Source organism: Telluria sp. ZB2R32 (assembly GCF_059685715.1).
Genome location: NZ_JCASIG010000002.1, coordinates 246,409 through 267,205, shown reverse-complemented (window position 1 = coordinate 267,205; position 20,797 = coordinate 246,409). Strand labels below are relative to the sequence as shown.

General features: G+C 66.3%; 18 protein-coding genes. 10 read left to right on the top strand and 8 right to left on the bottom strand.

Annotated features, from left to right (window positions below):
- Positions 1 to 86 precede the first annotated feature (86 nt).
- Positions 87 to 611 (top strand): sterol desaturase family protein, encoded by a 525-nt coding sequence (locus AC56LG_RS06220; protein WP_497165248.1) that lies wholly within the window; start codon positions 87 to 89, stop codon positions 609 to 611.
- Here AC56LG_RS06220 and crtB read toward each other — a convergent pair.
- The 7 genes from crtB to AC56LG_RS06185 all read right to left on the bottom strand — a co-directional run bounded on the left by crtB (position 508) and on the right by AC56LG_RS06185 (position 7,816).
- The gene (crtB, locus tag AC56LG_RS06215) at positions 508 to 1,509 is read right to left on the bottom strand and encodes a 15-cis-phytoene synthase CrtB (RefSeq protein WP_497165247.1); all 1,002 of its coding nucleotides are present in this window, start codon (positions 1,507 to 1,509) and stop codon (positions 508 to 510) included. The genes AC56LG_RS06220 and crtB overlap by 104 nt on opposite strands.
- Complete coding sequence (locus tag AC56LG_RS06210) at positions 1,506 to 3,002, bottom strand: phytoene desaturase (RefSeq protein ID WP_497165246.1); 1,497 nt, start codon at positions 3,000 to 3,002, stop codon at positions 1,506 to 1,508. Before AC56LG_RS06210 ends, crtB begins: the two co-directional genes overlap by 4 nt.
- Positions 2,999 to 4,213 (bottom strand): lycopene beta-cyclase CrtY, encoded by a 1,215-nt coding sequence (gene crtY / locus AC56LG_RS06205; RefSeq protein WP_497165245.1) that lies wholly within the window; start codon positions 4,211 to 4,213, stop codon positions 2,999 to 3,001. The genes AC56LG_RS06210 and crtY overlap by 4 nt, the downstream gene beginning before the upstream one ends.
- On the bottom strand, positions 4,206 to 5,510 hold the full coding sequence (locus AC56LG_RS06200; protein ID WP_497165244.1) for a glycosyltransferase: 1,305 nt from the start codon (positions 5,508 to 5,510) through the stop codon (positions 4,206 to 4,208). The genes crtY and AC56LG_RS06200 overlap by 8 nt, the downstream gene beginning before the upstream one ends.
- 48 nt (positions 5,511 to 5,558) lie before the next feature.
- Positions 5,559 to 6,542, bottom strand: a complete 984-nt coding sequence (locus tag AC56LG_RS06195; RefSeq protein ID WP_497165243.1) for a polyprenyl synthetase family protein — start codon at positions 6,540 to 6,542, stop codon at positions 5,559 to 5,561.
- A gap of 306 nt (positions 6,543 to 6,848) precedes the next feature.
- The gene (locus AC56LG_RS06190) at positions 6,849 to 7,034 is read right to left on the bottom strand and encodes a hypothetical protein (protein WP_192049220.1); all 186 of its coding nucleotides are present in this window, start codon (positions 7,032 to 7,034) and stop codon (positions 6,849 to 6,851) included.
- A gap of 125 nt (positions 7,035 to 7,159) precedes the next feature.
- Positions 7,160 to 7,816, bottom strand: a complete 657-nt coding sequence (locus AC56LG_RS06185; protein WP_497165242.1) for a TetR/AcrR family transcriptional regulator — start codon at positions 7,814 to 7,816, stop codon at positions 7,160 to 7,162.
- Positions 7,817 to 7,947: 131 nt separating this feature from the next.
- On the opposite strand from AC56LG_RS06185, the gene AC56LG_RS06180 reads away from it, so the two are divergent.
- The 3 genes from AC56LG_RS06180 to AC56LG_RS06170 are packed head-to-tail and all read left to right on the top strand — an operon-like array spanning position 7,948 to position 12,231.
- Positions 7,948 to 9,111: an HlyD family secretion protein gene (locus AC56LG_RS06180; protein WP_497165241.1), complete on the top strand. Its 1,164-nt coding sequence runs from the start codon at positions 7,948 to 7,950 to the stop codon at positions 9,109 to 9,111.
- Between the two features lie 9 nt (positions 9,112 to 9,120).
- Positions 9,121 to 10,725 carry a DHA2 family efflux MFS transporter permease subunit gene (locus AC56LG_RS06175; RefSeq protein ID WP_497165240.1) on the top strand — a complete coding sequence of 535 codons (1,605 nt, stop codon included), beginning with the start codon at positions 9,121 to 9,123 and terminating at the stop codon, positions 10,723 to 10,725.
- Positions 10,726 to 10,758: 33 nt separating this feature from the next.
- Positions 10,759 to 12,231, top strand: coding sequence for an efflux transporter outer membrane subunit (locus AC56LG_RS06170; RefSeq protein WP_497165239.1), 1,473 nt, complete (start codon positions 10,759 to 10,761; stop codon positions 12,229 to 12,231).
- Between the two features lie 47 nt (positions 12,232 to 12,278).
- Here AC56LG_RS06170 and AC56LG_RS06165 read toward each other — a convergent pair whose 3' ends face one another.
- Complete coding sequence (locus AC56LG_RS06165; protein WP_497165238.1) at positions 12,279 to 12,818, bottom strand: REP-associated tyrosine transposase; 540 nt, start codon at positions 12,816 to 12,818, stop codon at positions 12,279 to 12,281.
- 110 nt (positions 12,819 to 12,928) lie between these two features.
- On the opposite strand from AC56LG_RS06165, the gene AC56LG_RS06160 reads away from it, so the two are divergent.
- From AC56LG_RS06160 to AC56LG_RS06135, 6 genes are all read left to right on the top strand, one after another.
- Entirely contained in the window at positions 12,929 to 14,659 is a 1,731-nt protein-coding gene (locus AC56LG_RS06160; protein ID WP_497165237.1) for a DUF8614 domain-containing protein, read from the top strand.
- Between the two features lie 171 nt (positions 14,660 to 14,830).
- Positions 14,831 to 16,459: a methyl-accepting chemotaxis protein gene (locus AC56LG_RS06155; protein ID WP_497165236.1), complete on the top strand. Its 1,629-nt coding sequence runs from the start codon at positions 14,831 to 14,833 to the stop codon at positions 16,457 to 16,459.
- An 85-nt stretch (positions 16,460 to 16,544) separates the two neighbouring features.
- Positions 16,545 to 17,237 carry a hypothetical protein gene (locus AC56LG_RS06150; RefSeq protein WP_497165235.1) on the top strand — a complete coding sequence of 231 codons (693 nt, stop codon included), beginning with the start codon at positions 16,545 to 16,547 and terminating at the stop codon, positions 17,235 to 17,237.
- Positions 17,238 to 17,357: 120 nt separating this feature from the next.
- Complete coding sequence (locus tag AC56LG_RS06145) at positions 17,358 to 18,302, top strand: BON domain-containing protein (RefSeq protein ID WP_497165234.1); 945 nt, start codon at positions 17,358 to 17,360, stop codon at positions 18,300 to 18,302.
- Between the two features lie 131 nt (positions 18,303 to 18,433).
- Positions 18,434 to 19,270, top strand: coding sequence for an HDOD domain-containing protein (locus AC56LG_RS06140; RefSeq protein ID WP_497165233.1), 837 nt, complete (start codon positions 18,434 to 18,436; stop codon positions 19,268 to 19,270).
- 98 nt (positions 19,271 to 19,368) lie between these two features.
- Positions 19,369 to 20,796: an NfeD family protein gene (locus tag AC56LG_RS06135; RefSeq protein WP_497165232.1), complete on the top strand. Its 1,428-nt coding sequence runs from the start codon at positions 19,369 to 19,371 to the stop codon at positions 20,794 to 20,796.
- The last annotated feature ends 1 nt before the right edge of the window (position 20,797 follow it).

Genomic DNA, 20,797 nt, shown 5'->3' with positions numbered 1-20,797 from the left:
TTTCCTTGTTGATGTTGTCGGTGCAAGGCCGGGACATTCCCTCATCTCCAGCCGTGCACACGGGCGCCTTATGGTAGGCTGCTTTCATGCTGCTCAATACGCTCATCGTCATCGCCACCGTCGTCTTCATGGAACTCTTTTCCATCGTGGCGCACAAGTACATCATGCACGGTTTCGGCTGGGGCTGGCATCGCTCGCACCATGAACCGCGGACCGGCTGGTTCGAGAAAAACGATTTATACGCCGTCGTCTTCGCCGGCATCGCCATCGCCCTGATCTGGTTCGGTACCGAAGGCGCCTGGCCGCTGCAGTGGATCGGCGCCGGCATGACGGCCTACGGCGTGCTGTATTTCGTCGCCCACGACGGCCTGGTGCACCGGCGCTGGCCTTTCCAGTACACGCCGCGCAGCGGCTACGCCAAGCGGCTGTACCAGGCCCACCGCATGCACCATGCCGTCGAAGGCAAGGATGGCGCCGTCTCGTTCGGCTTCCTGTACGCGCCTTCCGTTACAACCCTGAAACGCCAGCTGCAGGCGCTGCATGGCGGGGCACCGGTTCGTAAGGGACGTCCACCGGCGGACGCCGCCACAAGCCGGCAGGACGCGGCCTAGCGCGGCGCAGACGCGACAGCAGCGCCTCGACGCCGCCTTTTACCAACAGCAGCAGCTTGGTCGCCTTCGAGGTGCCGACCCGTTCATCCCAGGCAGCCGGCCCGCGCGCTTTGACTTCGATGCCGATCTGGCGATAGACGTTGCGCGCGGTGGCGATCGCCCAGGCCGAGCGCAGCGGCAGGGCGCCGATGCCGTCCATGGCCGAGGCATAATAGGGTTCGGCATGGTCGACCAGGCGCGCCGCTACCTTGGCCAGCGCCACGCGGTGGCGCGGCAGCGCGATCTCGCCTTGCGGAATTCCGGCCTCGCGCAGCCACTGCGCGGGCAGGTAGCAGCGTCCAATACGGGCGTCGTCGACGATGTCGCGCGCGATGTTCGTCAGCTGGAAAGCCAGGCCCAGGTCGCAGGCGTGGTCGAGCACCCGGGCATCTTTCGCGCCCATGATCTGCGCCATCATCAGGCCGACCACGCCGGCCACGTGGTAGCAGTAGCGCAGCGTGTCCCCGACCGTCTCGTACTTCACCTCGTCGACGTCCATGCCAAAGCCGGCCAGGTGATCGAAGGCATAGCGCGGCGCGATCCCCTGGCCCAGCGCGACTTCCTGGAAGGCGGCAAAGGCAGGGTCCGTCATCGCTTCGCCGGCATAGGCGCGGCGCGTCTGTTCGTGCAAGCGCGCCAGTTCGGCGTGCGGATCGTGGCTGGCGCTGGGCGCCACGCCGAAGCCCAGTTCCTGGCCGTCGACGACGTCGTCGCAGTGGCGGCACCAGGCATAGAGCATCAGCACGCTGCGCCGGGTGGCCGGCTCGAACAGCTTGGCAGCGGCCGCGAAACTCTTCGAGCCGACCTTGATGGTTTCGGTCGCGTGGTGGAGAAGCGCGCTGTTTACAGTGGTACTCATGCCGGCACCTGTCCCAGCATCAGGCCCGCGGTCGCCTTGGCCGAGCCGATCACACCCGGCACGCCCGCGCCCGGATGGGTGCCGGCGCCGACCAGGTAGAGGTTGTGCAAATCTTTATCGCGGTTGTGCGGGCGGAACCAGGCGCTTTGGGTCAGCACCGGCTCCAGCGAGAAGGCCGAGCCGACGTGGGCATTCAACTGGTCGCGGAAATCGAAGGGCGTAAAGATGCGGCTGGTGACGAGCTGGCTGCGCAGGCCCGGCATGTAGCGCTGTTCGAGGTATTCGAAGATTTTGTCGCGGTAGCGCGGCCCTTCGATATCCCAGTCGATGTCGGCATTGCCCAGGTGCGGCACCGGCGCCAGCACGTAATGGCTGCCGCAGCCCGGCGGCGCCAGCGACGGGTCGGTGACGCAGGGCGCGTGCAGGTAGAGCGAAAAATCGTCGGCCAGCGCCTTGCCCTTGAAGATCTCGTCGATCAGGCCGCGGTAGCGCGGACCGAAGCAGACGGTATGGTGCTGCAGCTGGCTGTGGTGGTGGTTCAGGCCGAAGTAAATTACGAAGAGCGAATTACTGAAGCGCTTCTTCTGCAGGCTGGCGCCTTCTTCGGCGCCGCGCCGGTGCCCGTTGAGCAGCGCCCTGTAGGTGTGCACCACGTCGGCATTCGAAGCGACGGCGTCGGCCGGGAACAGGCGGCCGTCTTCGAGGCGCACGCCGCTGGCGCGCTCGCCGCGGGTTTCGATTTGCGCCACGGCGGCATTGAGTTCGATGCGCCCGCCGATATCCTCGAACAGCTTCACCAACCCTTTCACCAGGGCTCCGGTGCCGCCGCGCGGGAACCACACGCCCCAGCGCCGTTCGAGCGCGTGGATCAGCGTGTAGATCGAGGAGGTGGCGAACGGATTGCCGCCGACCAGCAGCGAGTGGAACGAGAAGGCCTGGCGCAGGTGTTCGTTTTCGACGAACTTCGACACCATGCCGTAGACGCTGCGCCAGGCCTGCAGTTTGGCCAGCTGCGGGCCCGCCGCGATCATGTCGCGGAAGGTCAAAAACGGCACGGTGCCGAGCTTGATGTAACCCTCTTCGAACACCGCCTTCGAATAGGCGAGGAAGCGTTGGTAGCCGGCGACGTCGGCCGGGTTGATGGCGTGGATCTGGCGGTCGAGCGCTTCCTGGTCGTTGGCGTAATCGAAATGGCTGCCGTCTTCCCAGCACAGGCGGTAGAAGGGAGCGACCGGCAGCATCTCGACGTAATCCTCGATGCGTTTGCCCGCCAGCGTGAACAGCTCTTCGATGCAGGAGGGGTCGGTGATGACGGTCGGGCCGGCGTCGAACACGAAGCCCTGGTCTTCGTAGACATAGGCGCGGCCGCCCGGCTTGTCGCGCTTTTCGAGCAGCGTCGTTTGCGTGCCGCCGGCCTGCAGGCGGATCGCCAGGGCCAGGCCGCCGAAGCCGGCGCCGACGACGACCGCGGTGTTGGGATGTGCTGCGTTCATTCGAAATTCCTGATCTGACGAGGGTGAAGCCTGCGCGCGGCGTCGAAGGCCGCGCGCACGGGGACGGGAGGTTTGCCGCTGAGGATGCGCAGCTTGTCGAACAGGTGCAGGCGCGCGGCATAGAAGCGTTCGATCAGCGGCGCCGGCAGGCGGTAAAAGCGCGCCATGACGCGCCAGCGGTTGTCCGGGCTGCCGGCCAGGAACAGCATGCGGTTCAGCAGGCGGAAAAAGGCTTGCTCCTTCCACGCGGCGCGGGCCTCGGCGCGGATGGCGGCGAACAGGCTGGGGGCGCTCAGGTCGGCGAGGCCGGCAATGCGTTCGGCCAGGCGCACCGCGTGCGGCAGCGAATAGCCGGTGGTGGCGTGGAACAGGCCGGCGCGCAGGCCGGAAGCGGGCTGGCCGCCAAGGTCGGACCAGAAGCCGTCGATGTCGCCGGCCAGCACGATCGGCAGCGAGCCGTGTTCTTCGCGCAGCACTTCGGCAACCGTCCAGCCGCGCGTGCGGGCATAGGCCGCGATGTTGGCGCGCAGGCGCTCCGGTTCCCAGATGCCGGTGTCGACGTAATGGGTGTCCTCGATCAGCACGCGGTCGGGGCCGAACGGGAGCAGGTAGACGAAGCGGTAGCCGCCTTGCTGGGCGACGCTGGCGTCCATGATCACCGGGGCAGTGAGATTATGTGGAACGGTCAGTCTCACTTCCTGGCCGAGGAAGGTCTGGTAGCCGAGCGCCAGGCGCGTGCCCGGTTGCGCGCCGCGGCCGTCGATGACGGCGCCGGCCTGCAGCAGCTCGCCATCGGCCAGGCGCACCGTGGTCGGGGTGATGACGTCGACGCGTGCGCCGGTGCGCAGCGCGGGCCCGAGCGCGTTTCCGATCACGCGCGCAAAATCGTCGGACAGGATGCTGGCGTAGCCGCTCTCCAGGGTGCGCGCATAGCCGGGGAAGACCACCTCGTATTTCGGCCAGCGGCAACCGACCAGCGGCGCCAGCCAGACGCGCTGGTTCAGGTCAAGGTCGCCGTCGTGGAAGGACCAGGTGTGGTTGCCGCCGATCGCATCGTCCGCTTCCAGCAGCAGGATGTTGAGTTCGGGGCGCTCGGTGCGCAGGCGCCAGGCGATCAGGCCATTCGCCAGCCCGCCGCCGACCAGGATCAGGTCGTAGCTTGGGGGCGGAGCGGGAGGGGCCGGCGTGGGCACGGCGTGCAGCTTATCCACGTTGCACCCGGCTCTCTGTGCCCGCATTCGTGTCCAGGCCCAGCGCCGCTTCGACGATATCGGCGGCCCGTTCGCTGCCGCCGGCTGCACGTACGCTGGCGGCCAGCGGCGCGCAGCGCTGTTTGAAACCCGGTTCGTCGAGCAGGCGGCGCAGGCGCCGTGCGAGCTCGGTGGCGCCAGTAAAGCGCGGTGACGCCGACAGGCCGATGCCGGCATGGCGGATGCGCGCCGCCACGCCGGGCTGGTCGAAGGCGATCGGCAGCGCCAGGATCGGTGTGTCGTGGGCGACCGCGTCCATCACCGTGTTCAGGCCGGCATGCGAGACGATGGCGTCGGCGCGCGCAATCGCCGCTTCCTGCGGCGCAAAGGCGCACACCCAGGTGGCGCCGCACCGCTGCAGCGCCTGCGCCCGGCGCGCATCGAGTCCGCCGCAATGGGCAATCAACAGTTGCGCGTCGACCCGGCGGCAGGCTTTGGCGATGCGCTTGAAGAGGTCGAAGCGGTGCCCCTGCAAGGTGCCGAGCGAAGCGAAGATGAAGGGGCGGCCGGGCTGGACGGCGGGCAGGGCGTCGATGCGCGCCGGCGCCGTGTGCGTGGGCGTGCGCAGCGGGCCGACGTGGTGAAAACCGGCAGGCAAACCCTGGCGCGGGAAATCGAAGGCGGCCACGGTCTGGCTGATCTGGGCGAAGGGCGACAGGCATTCGTGCAGGGCGCCGCGCACGGGAATGCCGAGCCCACGGCAGGCGTCTTCGATGGCGCGCCGGTGCGGCGTCATCATCCAGTCGTAGACGCGGGTACTGCCTTCGAACATGTGCAGCGCACGTTCACCCGTGCTCCAGTCGAAGGGCATGACGGGCAATGGAATGCCCGGCTCGCGGTTGACCGGCAGCGCACAGCCCACGGAAACGAAGGGCAGGCCGAGCGCTTCGGCGACCAGGGCGCCGGCCGGTTCCATCTGATCGGCCAGCACGGCGTCGATCTTCAATGCTTCGAATGCACCAGGCAGTTCGCGGCATAGCATGGTCGTAGCGGCGGCCATGTCGAGGATCACACGGCGCAGCCCGAGCGGGCTGCCGGGATTGGCCGCGCGCCGCAGCGACTGCGCCAGCGAGCCGGGCGGATGGCTGGCGGCGCCGACGGCGTAGAAGTCGAGGCGGAGGTCGTTCAGGTAGGCCGCCGCATCCGGCCGCTGGAAGAAGGTGATGCGGTGGCCGCGCGCGACCAGGGCCAGGGCGAGCGCCGACAGCGCGCTCACATGGCTGTAGAAGGCAGGGGCGACCACGCCGAAATGCGCCATCGGTCGGTCCCGTTCAGTGACGGTGCAGCGTGAACGGCGGCTGCGCGCTCAATGGCGCACCTGGCGCTGCTCCGCCGTGGCGCCGGCGTTGGTCCCCCAGCGGAAACCCGCGCCCTGGCCGAACAGCGTGCCGACGAAACGGCGCGTGTGCTGCTGGGCGCCGATGGCGTCGGCCAGGTGGCGATCGGCGTCGTCGAGGTGGCCGGCGAGGCGTTTGCGCGCTTCTTCGAAGCCGAGCACGTTGGTAAGCGTGGCCTTGCCGAGGTCCTTGCCGGTGTCCTTGCCCGTCACCCCTGTATCCATGGCGGGGTCGTCCATGAAATCGTCGCGGATCTGGAAGGCGTGGCCGGCCGCCAACGCAAAGGCGCGCAGCGACTGGGCGACGCAATCGTCGGTTTCGGCCAGGATGGCGGCCATGTCGACCGAGACGCCGAGCAGCACGCCGGTTTTCAGTTCGTTGGTGGTGGCGATGTCCTGTTCCGAACGCTCGCCGCCGGCGTGCAGGTCTTCGAACTGGCCGCGCACCAGCCCTTGCGTGCCGACCGTCTCGGCCAGTTTGGCCACCAGGCGCGCACGCACGGCCGGGGCGACGCCGGGTGCCGTGGCGAGTACGCCGAAAGCGCGGCTGAGCAGGGCGACCGAAGCGAGGATGGCGACGTCTTCGCCGTACTGCACGTGGACCGTCGGCTGGCCGCGGCGCAGCATGGCGTTGTCCATGCACGGCATGTCGTCGAGGATCAGCGAGGCGGCATGCACCATCTCGACCGCGCAGGCGATATCGGTCAGGGCGGGGGAGGCGCAGCCGAGGTCGCGTGCGACCAGCATCAGCAGCAGCGGACGCATGCGCTTGCCGGCGCCGAGCGTGCCGGCGCGCATTGCCGCTGCCAGGGCATCGCTGCCATTGGCGCTGTCGGGCAGCAGTTGCGCAATGCGCTCTTCGAACTCGTGCCGGATCGCAGCCAGTTCGGTCAGCCACGGATCGCCCCGCTTTTCGATATCGAGCCCCTTGATACGTCCAGTCATCGTCGTCATGCGCGATCCTCGCAGCGGATAAGTGTAAATACGGTTTAATACGGCAGCAATGTAAATGACGAATCTTGTTGAATTCGTAATGCATCATACCGGATTTGACCTTATGGAATCGTCAATTGTTCAATGGTGTGGGTCGATGGGCGGCTGATACTCATCAAATCCAGCGGTTTAAAAGCGGCTACAGGTGCAATGTCCCGATCTTGTCCCGGCAAGGTGATGGGCGCCCACGGCGGTCGTAAAAAATGCCGCCAAGCGCGAGCCGGGCGGCATTTTCATGGCGGTGCCGGGAGGGCACCGATTCGGCAATCAGCCGTAGCTGGTCCAGCTTTGCGGGATCTCGATATGCCCCGACTTGGCGGCATCGGCATACGCGCGCATTTCGGCGAGCACGGCTTCAAGTTGTTCGTTGCCCGGGTTTTGCAGGAAACCTTTCATGCGCTCATGCAGCGACGCCTGCTGGTCGCGCCATTCGTAACGGGAAGTCTTGCTCATAGCGCCCCCTTGCGTACTGCCGCGATGTTCTTGTTGATATCCATGACATCCTCCTTGAAGTAGGGTGCCATTGTGTCACGAAATGACGCACCAGATCGGTGCGATGACACACATTCGACCATGCGCTACCTCAGCACGGCGCGATAGAACAATTCCAGGCGCTGCCCCAGCAGCCGATGCGCCTCGTCGCGCGAGGGCTGATCGTGCGGGAACACGAAACGCTGCATGGCGTCGCCGGAAATCCAGCTGGTGATTAAAGCGGGCAATTCCTCGAAGGGCAGGTCGGCGCGCAATTGCGCACGGATATCGGGGCGGGCGAAGAAGCGCTCGAGCATGTCGCGCGTCAGGCGCGGCCCGGCGTCATAGAAAGTACGCGCCAGTTCCGGGTTGTCGCCGGCTTCCGCAATCACCACGCGTTGCATCGCAATCAATTGATCCTGGCAAAGCAGGTCATAGAACTGGTGCGCGAAATCGTCGACCACTTCGCGGAACGGACGCAGGTCGTGTTCCATGTCGCGGATGCGAAAGAAGGTGTCGCGGCGCGACATCAGCACCGCTTCGAGCAGGCCGGCCTTGCCGCCGAACTTGACGTAGATGGTGCGCACGGCAACGCGCGCGGCGCGGGCAATGGATTCCAGGCTGGTGCGCGTGTAGCCGTTGGCCAGGAACAACTGCGCCGCCGTGTCGATCAGGTCTTGCATGCGCGCCTCGACGTCGCTCGCCTTGGGGCGGCCGGCGCTGCGTAGACAGGGCGCGCTGCTCTCTTGCGAAGATTTGCTCATGACCCTCACTCTAATTCACGTACAAATGAAATGCAACCGTTTCATTTCTTGACGAACCCGAGCGCTTGTCGAATAATGGTGGACTGCATCAAATACTCTTTCCTGTTTTTAGTCTCTTCTGGAGTTGCACCATGTCCCAAACGCAGCCTTCAAGCGAGCAAAAGCCGCTTGGCAATGTTCCTCCAGCGTCAGCACCAGCAGCCGCGGGCAAGACCCCGCCCAACAAGCGCGTGCTGGTTGTGGTCGGCCTGATCGCGGCCGCTGCGCTGTTTGCCGGCGGCCGCATGTGGTACCGCAGCCATAACTTCGTCGATACCGAAAACGCCTACGTGGCCGGCCACGTGCACCCGGTGTCGGCACGCATCGCCGGCGTCGTCACGCGCGTGCTGGTGGAAGACAACCAGCACGTCAAGGCAGGCGACGTCATCGCCGAACTCGACCCGGCCGACCAGCACGTGCGCGTCGAGCAGATCGAGGCGCAGATCGCCAGCGCGAAACAGCAGGTCATCCAGGCCGATGCGCAAGTCGAGCAGGTGCGCGCCCAGGCCCAGGCGGCGCAGGCGCAGGTCGGCCAGTCGCAGGCGCTGGCCCTGCGCGCACGCCAGGACGCCGAGCGCTTCAGCCAGCTGTACACGAAGCAGATGAAGGCTGTCTCGAAAGCCGAAGTCGATGCCGCCAACGCCGCGCGTGCCGCCGCCGCCGCCGACGTCAACGCACGCCGCGACAACGCCAGCGCCGCCCAGGCGCAAATCACCGCCGCGTCGTCCGCGCGCGACGTTTATAAAGCCCAGATCAAGGTGCTGCAGGCGCAGCTGAAGGATGCGAAGCAGCAGGTCGGCTACAGCCGCATTGTCGCGCCAGTGGATGGCCGCATCGGCCGCCGCAGCGTCGAAGTCGGCGCGCGCGTACAGCCGGGCCAGCAACTGGTCGCCGTGGTCGAAGACAAGGTCTGGGTCACCGCCAACTTCAAGGAAACCCAGCTGGCCGGCCTCAAGCCGGGCCAGGAAGTCGAACTGCAGATCGATGCGCTGCCGGACGAGCACCTGGTCGGCCGCGTGGACAGCTTCTCGCCGGCCTCGGGCAACCAGTTCGCGCTGCTGCCGGCCGATAACGCGACCGGCAACTTCACCAAGATCGTGCAGCGCGTGCCGGTGAAAATCACGCTGGCCCCGGCCGACGTGCAGCGCCTCACCGGCCGCCTGGTGCCGGGCATGTCGGTGGTGGCCGAAGTCGACCTGCGCAAGGCGGTTGAGCCGAACAAGGCCGCACCGGCACGGACCGCCCAAGCCAACTAAGGACGCTCCATGACGAGTACCACCAAGGCGGCGCCCGCCGCCTTTCCCGGCGCGCCCGCCGCCGGCGCGGCCATCGGGCTGCGCACCTGGATCGCGGTCGCCGCCGGCATGCTCGGCGCCTTCATGGCGGTGCTCGACATCCAGATCACCAATTCGTCGCTGCGCGACATCCTGGGCACGCTCTCGGCGACCCAGGAAGAGGGCTCCTGGATTTCGACCGCCTACCTGTGCGCCGAGATCGTCGTCATTCCGATGACGGCGCTGTTCGCACGCGCCTTTGGCGTACGCGCCTACATGATCGGCACCACGTCCCTGTTCCTGGTGTTCTCGACCCTGTGCGGCGCCGCCTGGAATCTGGAGAGCATGATCGTGTTCCGCATGCTGCAGGGCTTTACCGGCGGCGCCCTGATCCCGATGGCGATGACCCTGGTGATGACGCGCCTGCCCTCGTCCAAGCGCGCGGTCGGTATGGCCATCTTCGGCCTCACCGCCACGCTGGCGCCGGCCATGGGCCCGACCCTGGGCGGCTACCTGTCGGAGCTGTACGGCTGGCCGTCGATCTTCTACATCAACTGGGTGCCGGGCGTGCTGCTCATCGCCGGCATCATGTGGGGCCTGGACCGCGAGCCGATCCAGATCAAACAGCTGGTCAACGCCGACTGGCTCGGCATCGGCCTGATGGCGATGGGCCTCGGCTGCCTGACGATCTTCCTGGAAGAGGGCAATTCGAAGGACTGGTTCGATTCGCAATTCATCATCACCTTCGCTTCGCTGTCGCTGGTCGGCATCCTGGGCTGGGTGGCAACCGCGTTCACGCGCCAGCAATCCTTCGTCAACCTGCGCCTCTACGGGCAGCGCAACTTCCTGATCGCCACCGTGCTGTCGGCCGTGACCGGCATGGGCCTGTATGGCTCGTCCTACCTGCTGCCGCTGTATTTGGGCCAGATCGCCGGCTACACGCCGATGCAGATCGGCGAAGTCATCGCCTGGGTCGGTTTGCCGCAGCTGTTCGTGATGCCGTTCGCGGCGGCGCTGTCGTCGAAAGTCGACAACCGCATCATGTGCAGCTTCGGCCTGCTGCTGTTCGGCGGCTCGTGCCTGATGAACGCCTTCATGGATGCGAATACCGGCTACGACCAGCTGATGTGGACGCAGGTGGTGCGCGCCATCGGCCAGCCGTTCGTGATGCTGACGCTGTCGAATTTCGCGATGCAGGGCATCGCGCCGAAGGACATGCCGTCGGCCTCGAGCCTGTTCAACATGACGCGCAACCTGGGCGGCTCGATCGGCATCGCCATGCTGGCCACTTCGCTCACCAACCGCGAGCATTTCCACTCGGCGCGCATTGGCGAATCGGTGTCGAGCTACGCGGCGCCGACCCAGGAACGCATCGAGCAGATGACGCAAGCCTTCATGGCCAGCGGCATCGACCCGGCTACCGCCGCCAACCAGGCCCTGGCCGCGCTCGACCGCATCGTGCGGCGCGAAGCCTATGTGATGGCCTATAACGACGGCTTCTTTATCGTCGGGATCATCCTGGTCGGCTGCATCGCCATGGTCTGGCTCGCCGACAAGGTCAAGTCTCCCGGCGGCGCCGGCGGTGGCGGTCATTGATTAAAGAATGAGTTGAAGAGAATGAGAAAACCAATGTTCGATTCCTTTACCAGGATGTTCGCGCAACGCGCGCTGGTCATGAGTGTGGCGGCGGCGCTGGCCCTGAGTGGCTGCTCCACCATCGGCCCGAATTTCGTCGCACCGAAGGCGGTCGAGACGCCGGCCTACCGCCATGTCGAAGCCGCCCCGGCCGCGCCTGCTGATACTGCGCGCCTGCCGGCCACCTGGTGGACCGTGTTCAACGATGCCACCCTGAGCGGCCTGGAAGAGCGCGCCCTGCGCGACAACCCGGGCGCGAAGGCGGCGGCCGAGCGCCTGCTGCAGGCGCAGGCGCAACTGGGCGTGCTGCGTGCCGGCCAGGCGCCAAACGTGTCGGTGAACGCGGGCGTGTCGAATTCGCGCACCTCGGCCGAGACCTCGCAGGCGCTGGCGCTGGGCGGGCGTTCGATCGAAGGCAACAACTTCAGCATCGGCGCCGCGCTCTCGTATGAGCTCGACCTGTGGGGCCGCGTGCGCCGCATCGTCGAAGCGGCCGATGCCCAGGCGCTCGCTGCCCAGGACGACCGCGACGGCGTGCTGCTGATGTTGTCGAGCCAGGTGGCGCAGAGCTACTGGCAGCTGCGCGGCCTGGATGCCGAACAGGCGATCCTGGCGAATGCACTGGCCGCGCGGCGCGAAGCGCAGGAACTGGTCGAGGCGCGTTTCAATGCCGGCCTGTCGAACGAACTGGACGTGTCGCGCGCGCGCGTCGAACGCGCCAATGCCGAAGCCGACCTGCACGAAGTGCAGCGCCAGCGCAACCTGGTCGAACACGCTTTGTCGGTGCTGGTCGGCACCTCGCCGAGCACGCCGTTGCTGCCGGCCGAAGCAAAGCCGGCACTGCCGCTGCCCCCAACCATTCCGGTCGGCCTGCCAGCCAGCCTGCTGGCGCAGCGTCCCGACCTGGCCGCCAGCGTGGCCAACTTGCGCGCGGCGAATGCGCAGGTCGGCGTGGCCGAAGGCATGTTCTATCCGTCGTTGACGCTGACCAGCAATTTCGGTTATGCCTCGGAGTCCCTGCGCGCCCTGGCCGGCGGCAGCGCGCGCCAGTTTTCGGTCGGCCCGCTGGCGCTGTCGCTGCCGGTCTTCGACGGCGGCCGCAACCAGGCCAATCTGGCCCTGTACAAGGCGCGCTACGACGAAGCGGTGGCCAACCACGAGAACCGCCTGCTGACGGCGCTGCGCGAAGTCGAAGACGCGTTGTCGGACGTCCAGCAGCGCCAGAAGCAGGGCGACGTCCAGGCCGAGGCGCAAGCCGCGTCAGCGCGCGCGCTGCTGGTGGCGCAGGCCCGCTACGAGCGCGGCCTGTCTACTTACCTCGACGTCATCGACGCCCAGCGCAGCACCCTCGCCGCCGACCGCGCCGCCGCCCAGATCCGCACCCAGCGCCTGCTGGCATCGGTCGCCGTTGCGCGCGCGCTTGGTGGCGGCTGGTCGGAAGGAGCCCCACTGGCTACAGTGCGTTGATGTAGGGCGGGCATGCCCGCCATACGTGCGCATGCCCACCCGACCGCTTAATCCAAATCGCGCGTCCGCGCATCCGTCGTCCCGCCCCAATCCTGCGCATACACCCCATCGCGCACATGCCGGTGAAACGTCGAATGTTCCCATTCGGCCGCGCTCATTACGAACCCATGCTTCACCGGATTGAAATGCACGTAATCCATATGCCTTTCAAAATCGGTGTCATCGCGTATTTGATGCTCCGAGAACCGGTGTTGCCAGATCGTCGATTCGCGCTGCTTTTTCGCTGTTCGTGGCAACAACGCCGGATCGTGCAGCGTTTCGCGGCACAGGTGCGAAACATGGCGTTTGATCTCGCCCCAACGTCTTCCATAATCGAAGTCCCGTTCCGGCAAGGTCCAGATGCAATGCATGTGATTCGGCATCAGCACCCAGGCGTCGATCGTGAACGGACGTGATGCGCGCACGGCGGTGATCGATTGCCGCAGGGCGGCGCGAAAGTGCGGGTCGCAAAAGATCGGGCGGCGCTGGTAGGCGACGACGGTGAAGAACCAGGTGGGGCCAGAGCGGAGGCGGCGGTAGTTGGGCATGGTGCGGCATCGTAGCCGCGTGATGCACAATGCCATATGTGCCGGCGCAAACGTGTCGTGCATGCGAAAGTTGGCGGGCGTGCCCGCCCTACGTAAATTAACAGGGACACATGAAACACCTACTCGCACCTTTCGTGCTGGCCATCGCCGCCGGCAGCCTCCACGCCGCCGAAGCGCCGGCCGTCCAACCGCAGGCGGCGACGGTCGCCGAACTGAACGCGATGGCGACACGCTTCGCGCCGGTCGAGCTGCGCGCCGATACGGCGGCGCTGTCGAAAGGCGACCGCGCGGCGATCGGCAAACTGATCGAGGCGGCGAAGATCATCGATACGCTGCAGCTGCGCCAGCGCTGGTCCGGCAACGAGGCGCTGTGGGCGGCGCTGCAGAAGGACACGACGCCGCTGGGCAAGGCGCGCCAGCATTACTTTTGGCTGAACAAGGGACCGTGGTCGATCATCGACGGCAACGCCTCCTTCATGCCGCCGGAATATGCCGGCGTCCAGATCCCGGCACGTAAACCGGATGGCGCGAATTTTTACCCGGCCGGCGCCAGCAAGGAAGCGCTGGAAGCCTGGATGAACGGCCTGTCGGCCAAGGACAAGGAAGCGGCGCAATGGTATTTCACCGTGACCCGCACTGGCCCGGACGGCAAATTCCGCACCGTGAAATACTCGGAAGAGTACAAGCCGGAATTGGAGCAACTGGCCAAACTGCTGCGCGACGCCGCCGCCAGCACCGACAACGCCTCCCTGAAAAAATTCCTGCTGCTGCGCGCCGACGCCTTCCTGTCGAACGATTACTTGGCGTCCGACTTCGCCTGGATGGACCTCGACTCGCCCGTCGACATCACGATCGGGCCATATGAAACCTATAACGACGAGCTGTTCGGCTACAAGGCGGCCTTCGAAGCCTACGTCAGCGTGCGCGATGCGAAAGAGACGCAAAAGCTGAACTTCTTCGGCAAGCACATGCAGGAGCTGGAAGACAACCTGCCGCTCGATAAACAGTACCGCAACCCGAAGGTCGGGGCAATGGCGCCGATGGTGGTGGTGAACCAGGTGTACGGCGCCGGCGACGGCAACATGGGCGTGCAGACGGCTGCCTACAACCTGCCGAACGACGAGCGCATCATCCGCGAGCGCGGCTCGAAACGCGTCATGCTGAAGAACATCCAGGAAGCGAAGTTCGAGTCGACCCTGAAGCCGATCACGCAGCTGGTGCTGCGGCCGCAAGACCAGAAGGACCTCGACTTCGATTCCTTCTTCACCCACATCCTGGCGCACGAAATCACGCACGGCCTGGGACCGCACCACACCAAGGTCAACGGCAAGGAATCGACCCCGCGCCAGGATCTGAAAGAGACCTATTCGACCATCGAGGAAGCGAAAGCCGACGTCACCGGCCTGTGGGCGCTGGCCTACATGATGGACAAGGGCCAGCTGAAGGACACGCTGGGGCAGGGCGCGGCGGCCGAACGCAAGCTGTACAACACCTTCCTCGCCTCGTGCTTCCGCACGCTGCACTTCGGCCTGACCGACTCGCACGCGCGCGGCATGGCGATCCAGGTGAACTACCTGCTCGACAAGGGCGCTTTCGTCTCGCATGGGGACGGGACCTTCTCGGTCGATTTCAAGAAGATCAAAGGCGCGGTGATCGATCTCGACCGCGAATTCCTGATGATCGAGGCGACCGGCGACTATGCGCGCGCCAAGGCGATGATGACGAAATACGTCGTCATCCGTCCGGACGTGCAAAAGGCGCTCGACAAGATGAAAGCGGTGCCGAACGACATTCGCCCGGCCTTTGTGACGGCCAAGACATTGTCGGCAGGAGAACGATAAGAGACAGTTTAATGTCAAATTCATCATTTTGAACGAGATTTGACCCGCCTTGGATGAGATATTTGATGAAATAACATGGAGCTCTGCTATAGTCACGATCAATTTCCGTAATGCAATAAATGGCCTGCGGCGTGATCGGAGCGTAATCCGGCTGACCTTTAGCGAGCTTCCATGTTTTCTTCGAAAATGACGATCGGCGCCCGTCTGGCGCTCGGTTTTGGCGCCGTGCTGGCGCTGATGATGGTGTTGACGGCGCTGGCGGTGAGCCGTGTCGGCAACATCGATGCCACCCTGAATCGTATCAATGACGTCAACAACGTCAAGCAACGTCACGCGATCAATTTCCGCGGTAGCGTGCATGACCGCGCCATCGCCCTGCGTGACGTGGTGCTCGCGGGCGACAACGCAGCTGCCCAGCCGGCCCTTGAGCAGATCCGCGTGCTGGCCGCGAATTACGAGCGCGCCGGCAGTGCCCTCGATGCCATGTTCGTGTCCCGCAGCGACATCCTGTCGGATGAAAAAAGCGCACTGGCGGCGATCAAGGAAGACGAGCGCAAGACTCAGCCGCTGATTGCAAAAGTGTCCGAGCTGCGCCTGGCTGGCGACCTCGACGGTGCACGCACGCTGCTGGCGCAACAGGCCGCCCCGGCCTTCGTTTCGTGGCTGGCCAGCGTCAATCGCCTGATCGACCTCGAAGAACAGCTGAACAAGGATTCGGCGGCCGAAGCGCGCGCGCTGTCGGGAACCTTCTTTGGCTGGATGGCGGTGTTATGCGCGATTGCCGTGGTAGCGGGCGGCCTGGGCGCCTGGTTCATCAGCCGCGGCCTGCTGCGCCAGCTCGGCGGCGAGCCGGGCTATGCGGCAGATATCGTGCGCAGCATCGCCGCCGGCGACCTCGGCGTGCACATCGCAACGCAGCCGGGCGACCGTGGCAGCCTGCTGTTTGCAATGCGGGGCATGCGCGACAGCCTGGTCGATATCGTCACCCAGGTGCGCAGCGGTACCCTGACGATCGCCGACGCCTCGACCGAGATCGCGGCCGGCAACCAGGATTTGGCGCAGCGCACCGAGCGCCAGGCCGCCACCCTGGAGGACACTGCCGCCTCGATGGAAGAATTAACGAGTACCGTGCGCCAGAATGCCGAGAACGCGCGCCAGGCGAATGCGCTGGCCGAATCGGCCTCGAGCGTGGCGTCCAGGGGCGGCGCCGTCGTCGCCCAGGTGGTCCAGACCATGGCGTCGATCAACGCCTCCTCGAAGCAGGTGGTCGACATCATCGGCGTGATCGACGGCATCGCCTTCCAGACGAACATCCTGGCCCTGAACGCCGCGGTGGAAGCGGCGCGTGCCGGCGAGCAGGGCCGCGGCTTTGCCGTGGTGGCGACCGAGGTACGCAACCTGGCGCAGCGTTCGGCCGCCGCGGCGCAACAGATCAAGACCCTGATCGGCAGTTCGGTGGCGCGTGTGGACGCCGGCGCGCGCCTGGTCGACGAGGCCGGCAGCACGATGGAAGAAATTGTCGGCAGCGTGCGGCGCGTGACCGACATCATGGCCGAGATCAGCGCTGCCAGCGCCGAGCAGAGCGCGGGCATCGAGCAGGTCAACCGCGCCATCGGCCGCATGGACGAGGCGACGCGCCAGAACGCCACCCTGGTCGAACAGGCCAGCGCCGCCGCCGCGTCGCTGCAGGACGAAGCGGCCAGCCTGGCGGGCGTCGTCAGTGTCTTCAAGATGGAACAGCGGAATAGGCGAACTGTTGCGTTCGCGCCGCAAGGCCGGGCTTTGGCATTGTCGATTTGAACAGGAGCAAAAATATTTCTGAATAGGAAGATATTCTGGGTCATAGAATTGCTCAAAGGCATTTCATCGAACCCGGAAATCTCCCATGTTCAAATCTTCGTTATACCTTGCACTGCTTGTCCCTATCCTTGCCGGCGCCAGCGCCCACGCCGCCGACCTGACCGCGCTCGAACAGCGCTGGTTGCAGGCCGCCGCGCCGGTCCTCGTCTATTCCCAACAACTGAAACTGCCGCTCGACATTACCGTCCAGCCGCAGGCGCGCGCTACCGACGTGCCGCTGGCGATGGGCTTCGATCGCGGCCGCTGCAAGCTGGTCATGTCCTTGCGCGGCAATCCGCAGGCCGAAGCCGTGTTTGCCGGCGTACCGGTCGAACAGCAGGGCGAGCTGATCGAGGCGATGGCGGCGCACGAGATCGCCCATTGCTGGCGCCATACGAAAGGCGCGTGGAATGCGCTGCCGGCCGGCTTTACGGAAGTGGGCGAGGAAAGCGCCGGCGACGCGTCGCTGATGGGCATCGCGCGTGCGCTGCGCGAGTCGCGCCGCGAAGAAGCCTTTGCCGACATGGCGGCGCTGGCCTGGACTCGCCAGCACAACCCGCAGGCCTATGCACGCGTGCATGGCTGGCTCGCCACGGTACGCGCCGGGCAGACGCCGCGCGGCGGCCATGACACCCGTGCCTGGGTCGCGCTGGCGGGCGACGGCCAGCGTTTCGGCAGCGCCGGCGCGCCGTTCGAGGATGCCGAGCCCCTGTGGCGCGCAGGGTTGCTGCGGGATTGACGGGGCAGGCCAACGCGGGCGTATTTATGGTTTTTTGGGCAAGCGTACGTTGTCGCACAGATGTTACGGAGGTGGCCGGCGTTTAATGGCGCTATCACAACAGATTCAAGGGACCCCGCCATGAAATCCTTGCTCGCTACCCTGCTGGCCACCGCAGTCGGCGCCACCTTCGCCACCGCACCGGCCGCCGCCCAGAACCAAGATGCAGCGACCCAACGCAGCGCCACCCAGAAGGCCGAAGCCGACTACAAAGCCGCCACGGCCAAGTGCGACGCGAAACACGGCGCCGACAAGGACAGCTGCATGAACAACGCCAAGTCGGTGCGCACCGCCGCGCTGGCCGACGCCAAGGCTGGCCGCGACGGCCAATCGGGCAATAAATCGGACGGCGGCCTGATCGCCAGCACCGACACCAAGGATCCGGTCAAGGCAGCCGCCGTCGCCAAGTGCGAGCAGGCCGCCGGCAGTGCCAATACCGGCTGCCTGGTCGACAGCAAGGGCAACGTGACGACGATGGCCGGCCGCGCCGAGAATGCTACCGAGCGCGCCGCCGACAACACCAGAGCCGCTGCCGCCACCGCCGTCGACAAGACCAAGGCGGTTGCCTCGACCGTGGCCGAGAAGACCAAGGACGTCGCCTCGACCGTTGTCGACAAGACCAAGGCGGTTGCCTCGACCGTGGCGCAAAAGACTGAGAACGCGGCCGAGAATGTCGGCGACAAGACCCGTGAAGTCGCCGCGGACGCCAGGGAAAACACCAGGGACGCGGCATCGACCGCCGCCGTGAGGACCGACAACGCCACCGACCGCGTCGCCGATAAAACCCGCGACGCCGGCCGTACCACCGCCGTCGCCGCCTCCGACACCGCGCTCACCACCAAGGTGAAAGCGAGCCTGCTGGCGCAGCCGGAACTGAAATCGCTGGGCATCCACGTCGAGACCGAGAAGGGCGTCGTCATGCTGAGCGGCTTCGTCGAATCGAAGGCCGAAGCCGACCAGGCCCTCAAGGCTGCCAAGGCAGTCGAGGGTGTGAGCAGCGTGAAGAGCGCGATCAAGGTCAAGTAAGCAATTAATACGCAGCGCGCGCAGCCGTTTCGGCGGCTGCGCGCGTTTTTGCGTCCGCAGTGTATCCTGCCCGTCCTGCCCGTCCTGCCCGTGTAAACACGCGGCGCGGCGGGCGCGGTTATAATTTTCGGGTGAACAAACTCGAAGCCTTTGGATACATCGCGGCGCAAGCCGCACGCGGTGATATCACTCTCCCTACCAGTGTCAATGCCGCGCTGCGCCTACAGCGGGCGCTCGACGATCCCGATTGTCCGCTCGACGAGGCCATCCGGCTCGTGCTGGCCGAGCCGCTGCTGGCCGCGCGCACCGTCGCACTGGCCAATTCGGCCGCTTTTGGCGGCGGCGGTCCGCCGCTGACCAACGTGCGCGCGGCAGTCACGCGCATGGGTTACCGGCGCCTGCAGGCGCTCGTCTCCAGCCTGGTGGTGCGCCAGTTCGGCAGCCGCATCAAGGATCCCGGCCTGCGCGCCAAGGCCGAACAGCTGTGGCAGCACACCACCCACGTGGCGGCGCTGGCCTGGTCGCTGGCGCGCCGCGTGACCGGCGCCAATCCGGATACGGCGCTGTTCGCCGGCATCATCCACGAGGTCGGCGGCTTTTATCTGCTCTCGCGCGCCGACGACTTCCCCGGTCTGCTCGACGACGATGCCGAGAAATGGGGCGAGCTGTGCGAAGACGTGGTCGGCCTCGAAGTGCTCAAGAAGCTGTCGGTGCCGGCGCCGGTGCTGGACGCCATCGGCCAGCTACGTCATGCCTGGGTCAACATGCCGCCCTCGACACTGCTCGACACGCTGCTGCTGGCGAACCAGTACGCGCCGGTCGCCTCGCCGCTCGGCGCGCCGCCGCCGCCCTTGCCGGACCACGCCGACAGCGCGCTCGACTTCGTCATCGACGAAGAACTGCTGGATGAAATCCGGCACGAGGCCGCCGAGACGTGCCGGGCGATGGGCGGGCCGCTGCTGGTCTGATCCCTGGTCTGATCCTCTACCTGGCGCAAACGACGGCCGGGAACCAAGGACGAAGCCAGCCGTTCTAACCGTGGTGAGCGTATCCTGCGGGAGAACACATGGATCGTCTGGCGGGCTGGCCGTCCAAACTTGTGCAGTTGCTGTGCCTGGCTTGCCTGCTCGGGTTGGCGGGAGCGCCAGCCGTGTTCGCACAAGCGCGTCCAGCCAATGCCGTGACCCTGCTCACCGTCGACGGCCCGATCGGCCCGGCCTATGCCGACTACGTCGAGCGCGGCATTGCCGCTGCCGTCGCAAAAGAGCACCGGCTCGTCGTCCTCCGGATCGACACGCCGGGCGGACTCGACACCGCCATGCGCGTGACCGTGCGCGCCATCATCGCCGCACCGATTCCCGTTGCCTGTTTCGTGGCGCCCGGCGGCGCCCGCGCCGCCAGCGCCGGCACCTATATTTTGTACGCCTGCCATGTCGCGGCGATGGCGCCGGGGACGAACCTTGGCGCAGCCACGCCGGTGCAGGTCGGCGCCGGGCCCGATCCTCCCGCAGGCAAGCCTGGAGACGCCAAGCCGGGAGACGACAAGGCGCGCCAGCCGTCTACGCTGGAAAGCAAGGCCGTCAACGATGCCGCCGCTTACTTGCGCGGCCTGGCGCAACTGCGCGGGCGCAATGCGGTCTGGGCCGAGGCAGCGGTGCGCCAGTCGGTGAGCCTGTCGGCCGAAGACGCGCTCGCGGCCAGGGTCATCGATTACGTCGCGCGCGACGTCCCCGGCCTGCTGGCGCAGGCGCACGGGCGCCATGTCAGCGTGCGCGGCCAGCCCTGGCGCGTCGACAGCGCGGGCACGGCCATCGTCGACACGCCGCCCGACTGGCGCACGCGCCTGCTGGCGGCGATCACCAATCCCAGCGTCGCCCTGATCCTGCTGTCGGTCGGCGTGTATGGCTTGCTGTTCGAATTCATGAGTCCGGGCGCGGTACTGCCGGGCGTGGTGGGGGCAATCTGCCTGCTGCTCGGCCTCTACGGATTGCAGCTGTTGCCGATCAATTATTCAGGGCTGGCGCTGATCTTCTTCGGGCTGGCCTGCATGGTGGCCGAAGCCTTCCTGCCCAGCTTCGGCGTGATCGGTTTCGGCGGCGTGGTCGCCTTTGTGATCGGGGCCTTGCTGCTGTTCGACAGCGAAGCGCCGGGTTTCGGCTTGCCGCTGGGGCTGGTGGGAGGTGTCGCCGTCGTGGCCGCGCTGCTGGTGGGCGCCACGGCCCATGTCGCCATGCGTACGCGGCGCCGGCCACGTGTCGGCGCGCTGGCTGCGCTCGAGGGCAGCGTCGGCGAAGTGCTGGGCAGCGGGGCCGGCGGCATCTGGGCGAATGTCGGCGGCGAAACCTGGCAGGTGACGGCCGACACGCCCCTGGTGCGCGGCGAGCGGGTGCGCGTGCTGGCGCGGCGCGGGAGAGTGCTGCTGGTGGCGCCGCTGGGGCAGGGGCCGCCCGCGGGACCGATCGACGGCAAGAAAGCGTCTACCGATGAACCCTAGG

Bases quoted from the DNA above. Each gene is read 5' to 3' on its own strand.
- AC56LG_RS06220 (WP_497165248.1), top strand. From the start codon at position 87: ATGCTGCTCAATACGCTCATCGTCATCGCCACCGTCGTCTTCATGGAA.
- crtB (WP_497165247.1), bottom strand. From the start codon at position 1,509: ATGAGTACCACTGTAAACAGCGCGCTTCTCCACCACGCGACCGAAACC.
- AC56LG_RS06210 (WP_497165246.1), bottom strand. From the start codon at position 3,002: ATGAACGCAGCACATCCCAACACCGCGGTCGTCGTCGGCGCCGGCTTC.
- AC56LG_RS06200 (WP_497165244.1), bottom strand. From the start codon at position 5,510: ATGGCGCATTTCGGCGTGGTCGCCCCTGCCTTCTACAGCCATGTGAGC.
- AC56LG_RS06195 (WP_497165243.1), bottom strand. From the start codon at position 6,542: ATGACGACGATGACTGGACGTATCAAGGGGCTCGATATCGAAAAGCGG.
- AC56LG_RS06190 (WP_192049220.1), bottom strand. From the start codon at position 7,034: ATGAGCAAGACTTCCCGTTACGAATGGCGCGACCAGCAGGCGTCGCTG.
- AC56LG_RS06185 (WP_497165242.1), bottom strand. From the start codon at position 7,816: ATGAGCAAATCTTCGCAAGAGAGCAGCGCGCCCTGTCTACGCAGCGCC.
- AC56LG_RS06180 (WP_497165241.1), top strand. From the start codon at position 7,948: ATGTCCCAAACGCAGCCTTCAAGCGAGCAAAAGCCGCTTGGCAATGTT.
- AC56LG_RS06175 (WP_497165240.1), top strand. From the start codon at position 9,121: ATGACGAGTACCACCAAGGCGGCGCCCGCCGCCTTTCCCGGCGCGCCC.
- AC56LG_RS06170 (WP_497165239.1), top strand. From the start codon at position 10,759: ATGTTCGATTCCTTTACCAGGATGTTCGCGCAACGCGCGCTGGTCATG.
- AC56LG_RS06165 (WP_497165238.1), bottom strand. From the start codon at position 12,818: ATGCCCAACTACCGCCGCCTCCGCTCTGGCCCCACCTGGTTCTTCACC.
- AC56LG_RS06160 (WP_497165237.1), top strand. From the start codon at position 12,929: ATGAAACACCTACTCGCACCTTTCGTGCTGGCCATCGCCGCCGGCAGC.
- AC56LG_RS06155 (WP_497165236.1), top strand. From the start codon at position 14,831: ATGTTTTCTTCGAAAATGACGATCGGCGCCCGTCTGGCGCTCGGTTTT.
- AC56LG_RS06150 (WP_497165235.1), top strand. From the start codon at position 16,545: ATGTTCAAATCTTCGTTATACCTTGCACTGCTTGTCCCTATCCTTGCC.
- AC56LG_RS06145 (WP_497165234.1), top strand. From the start codon at position 17,358: ATGAAATCCTTGCTCGCTACCCTGCTGGCCACCGCAGTCGGCGCCACC.
- AC56LG_RS06135 (WP_497165232.1), top strand. From the start codon at position 19,369: ATGGATCGTCTGGCGGGCTGGCCGTCCAAACTTGTGCAGTTGCTGTGC.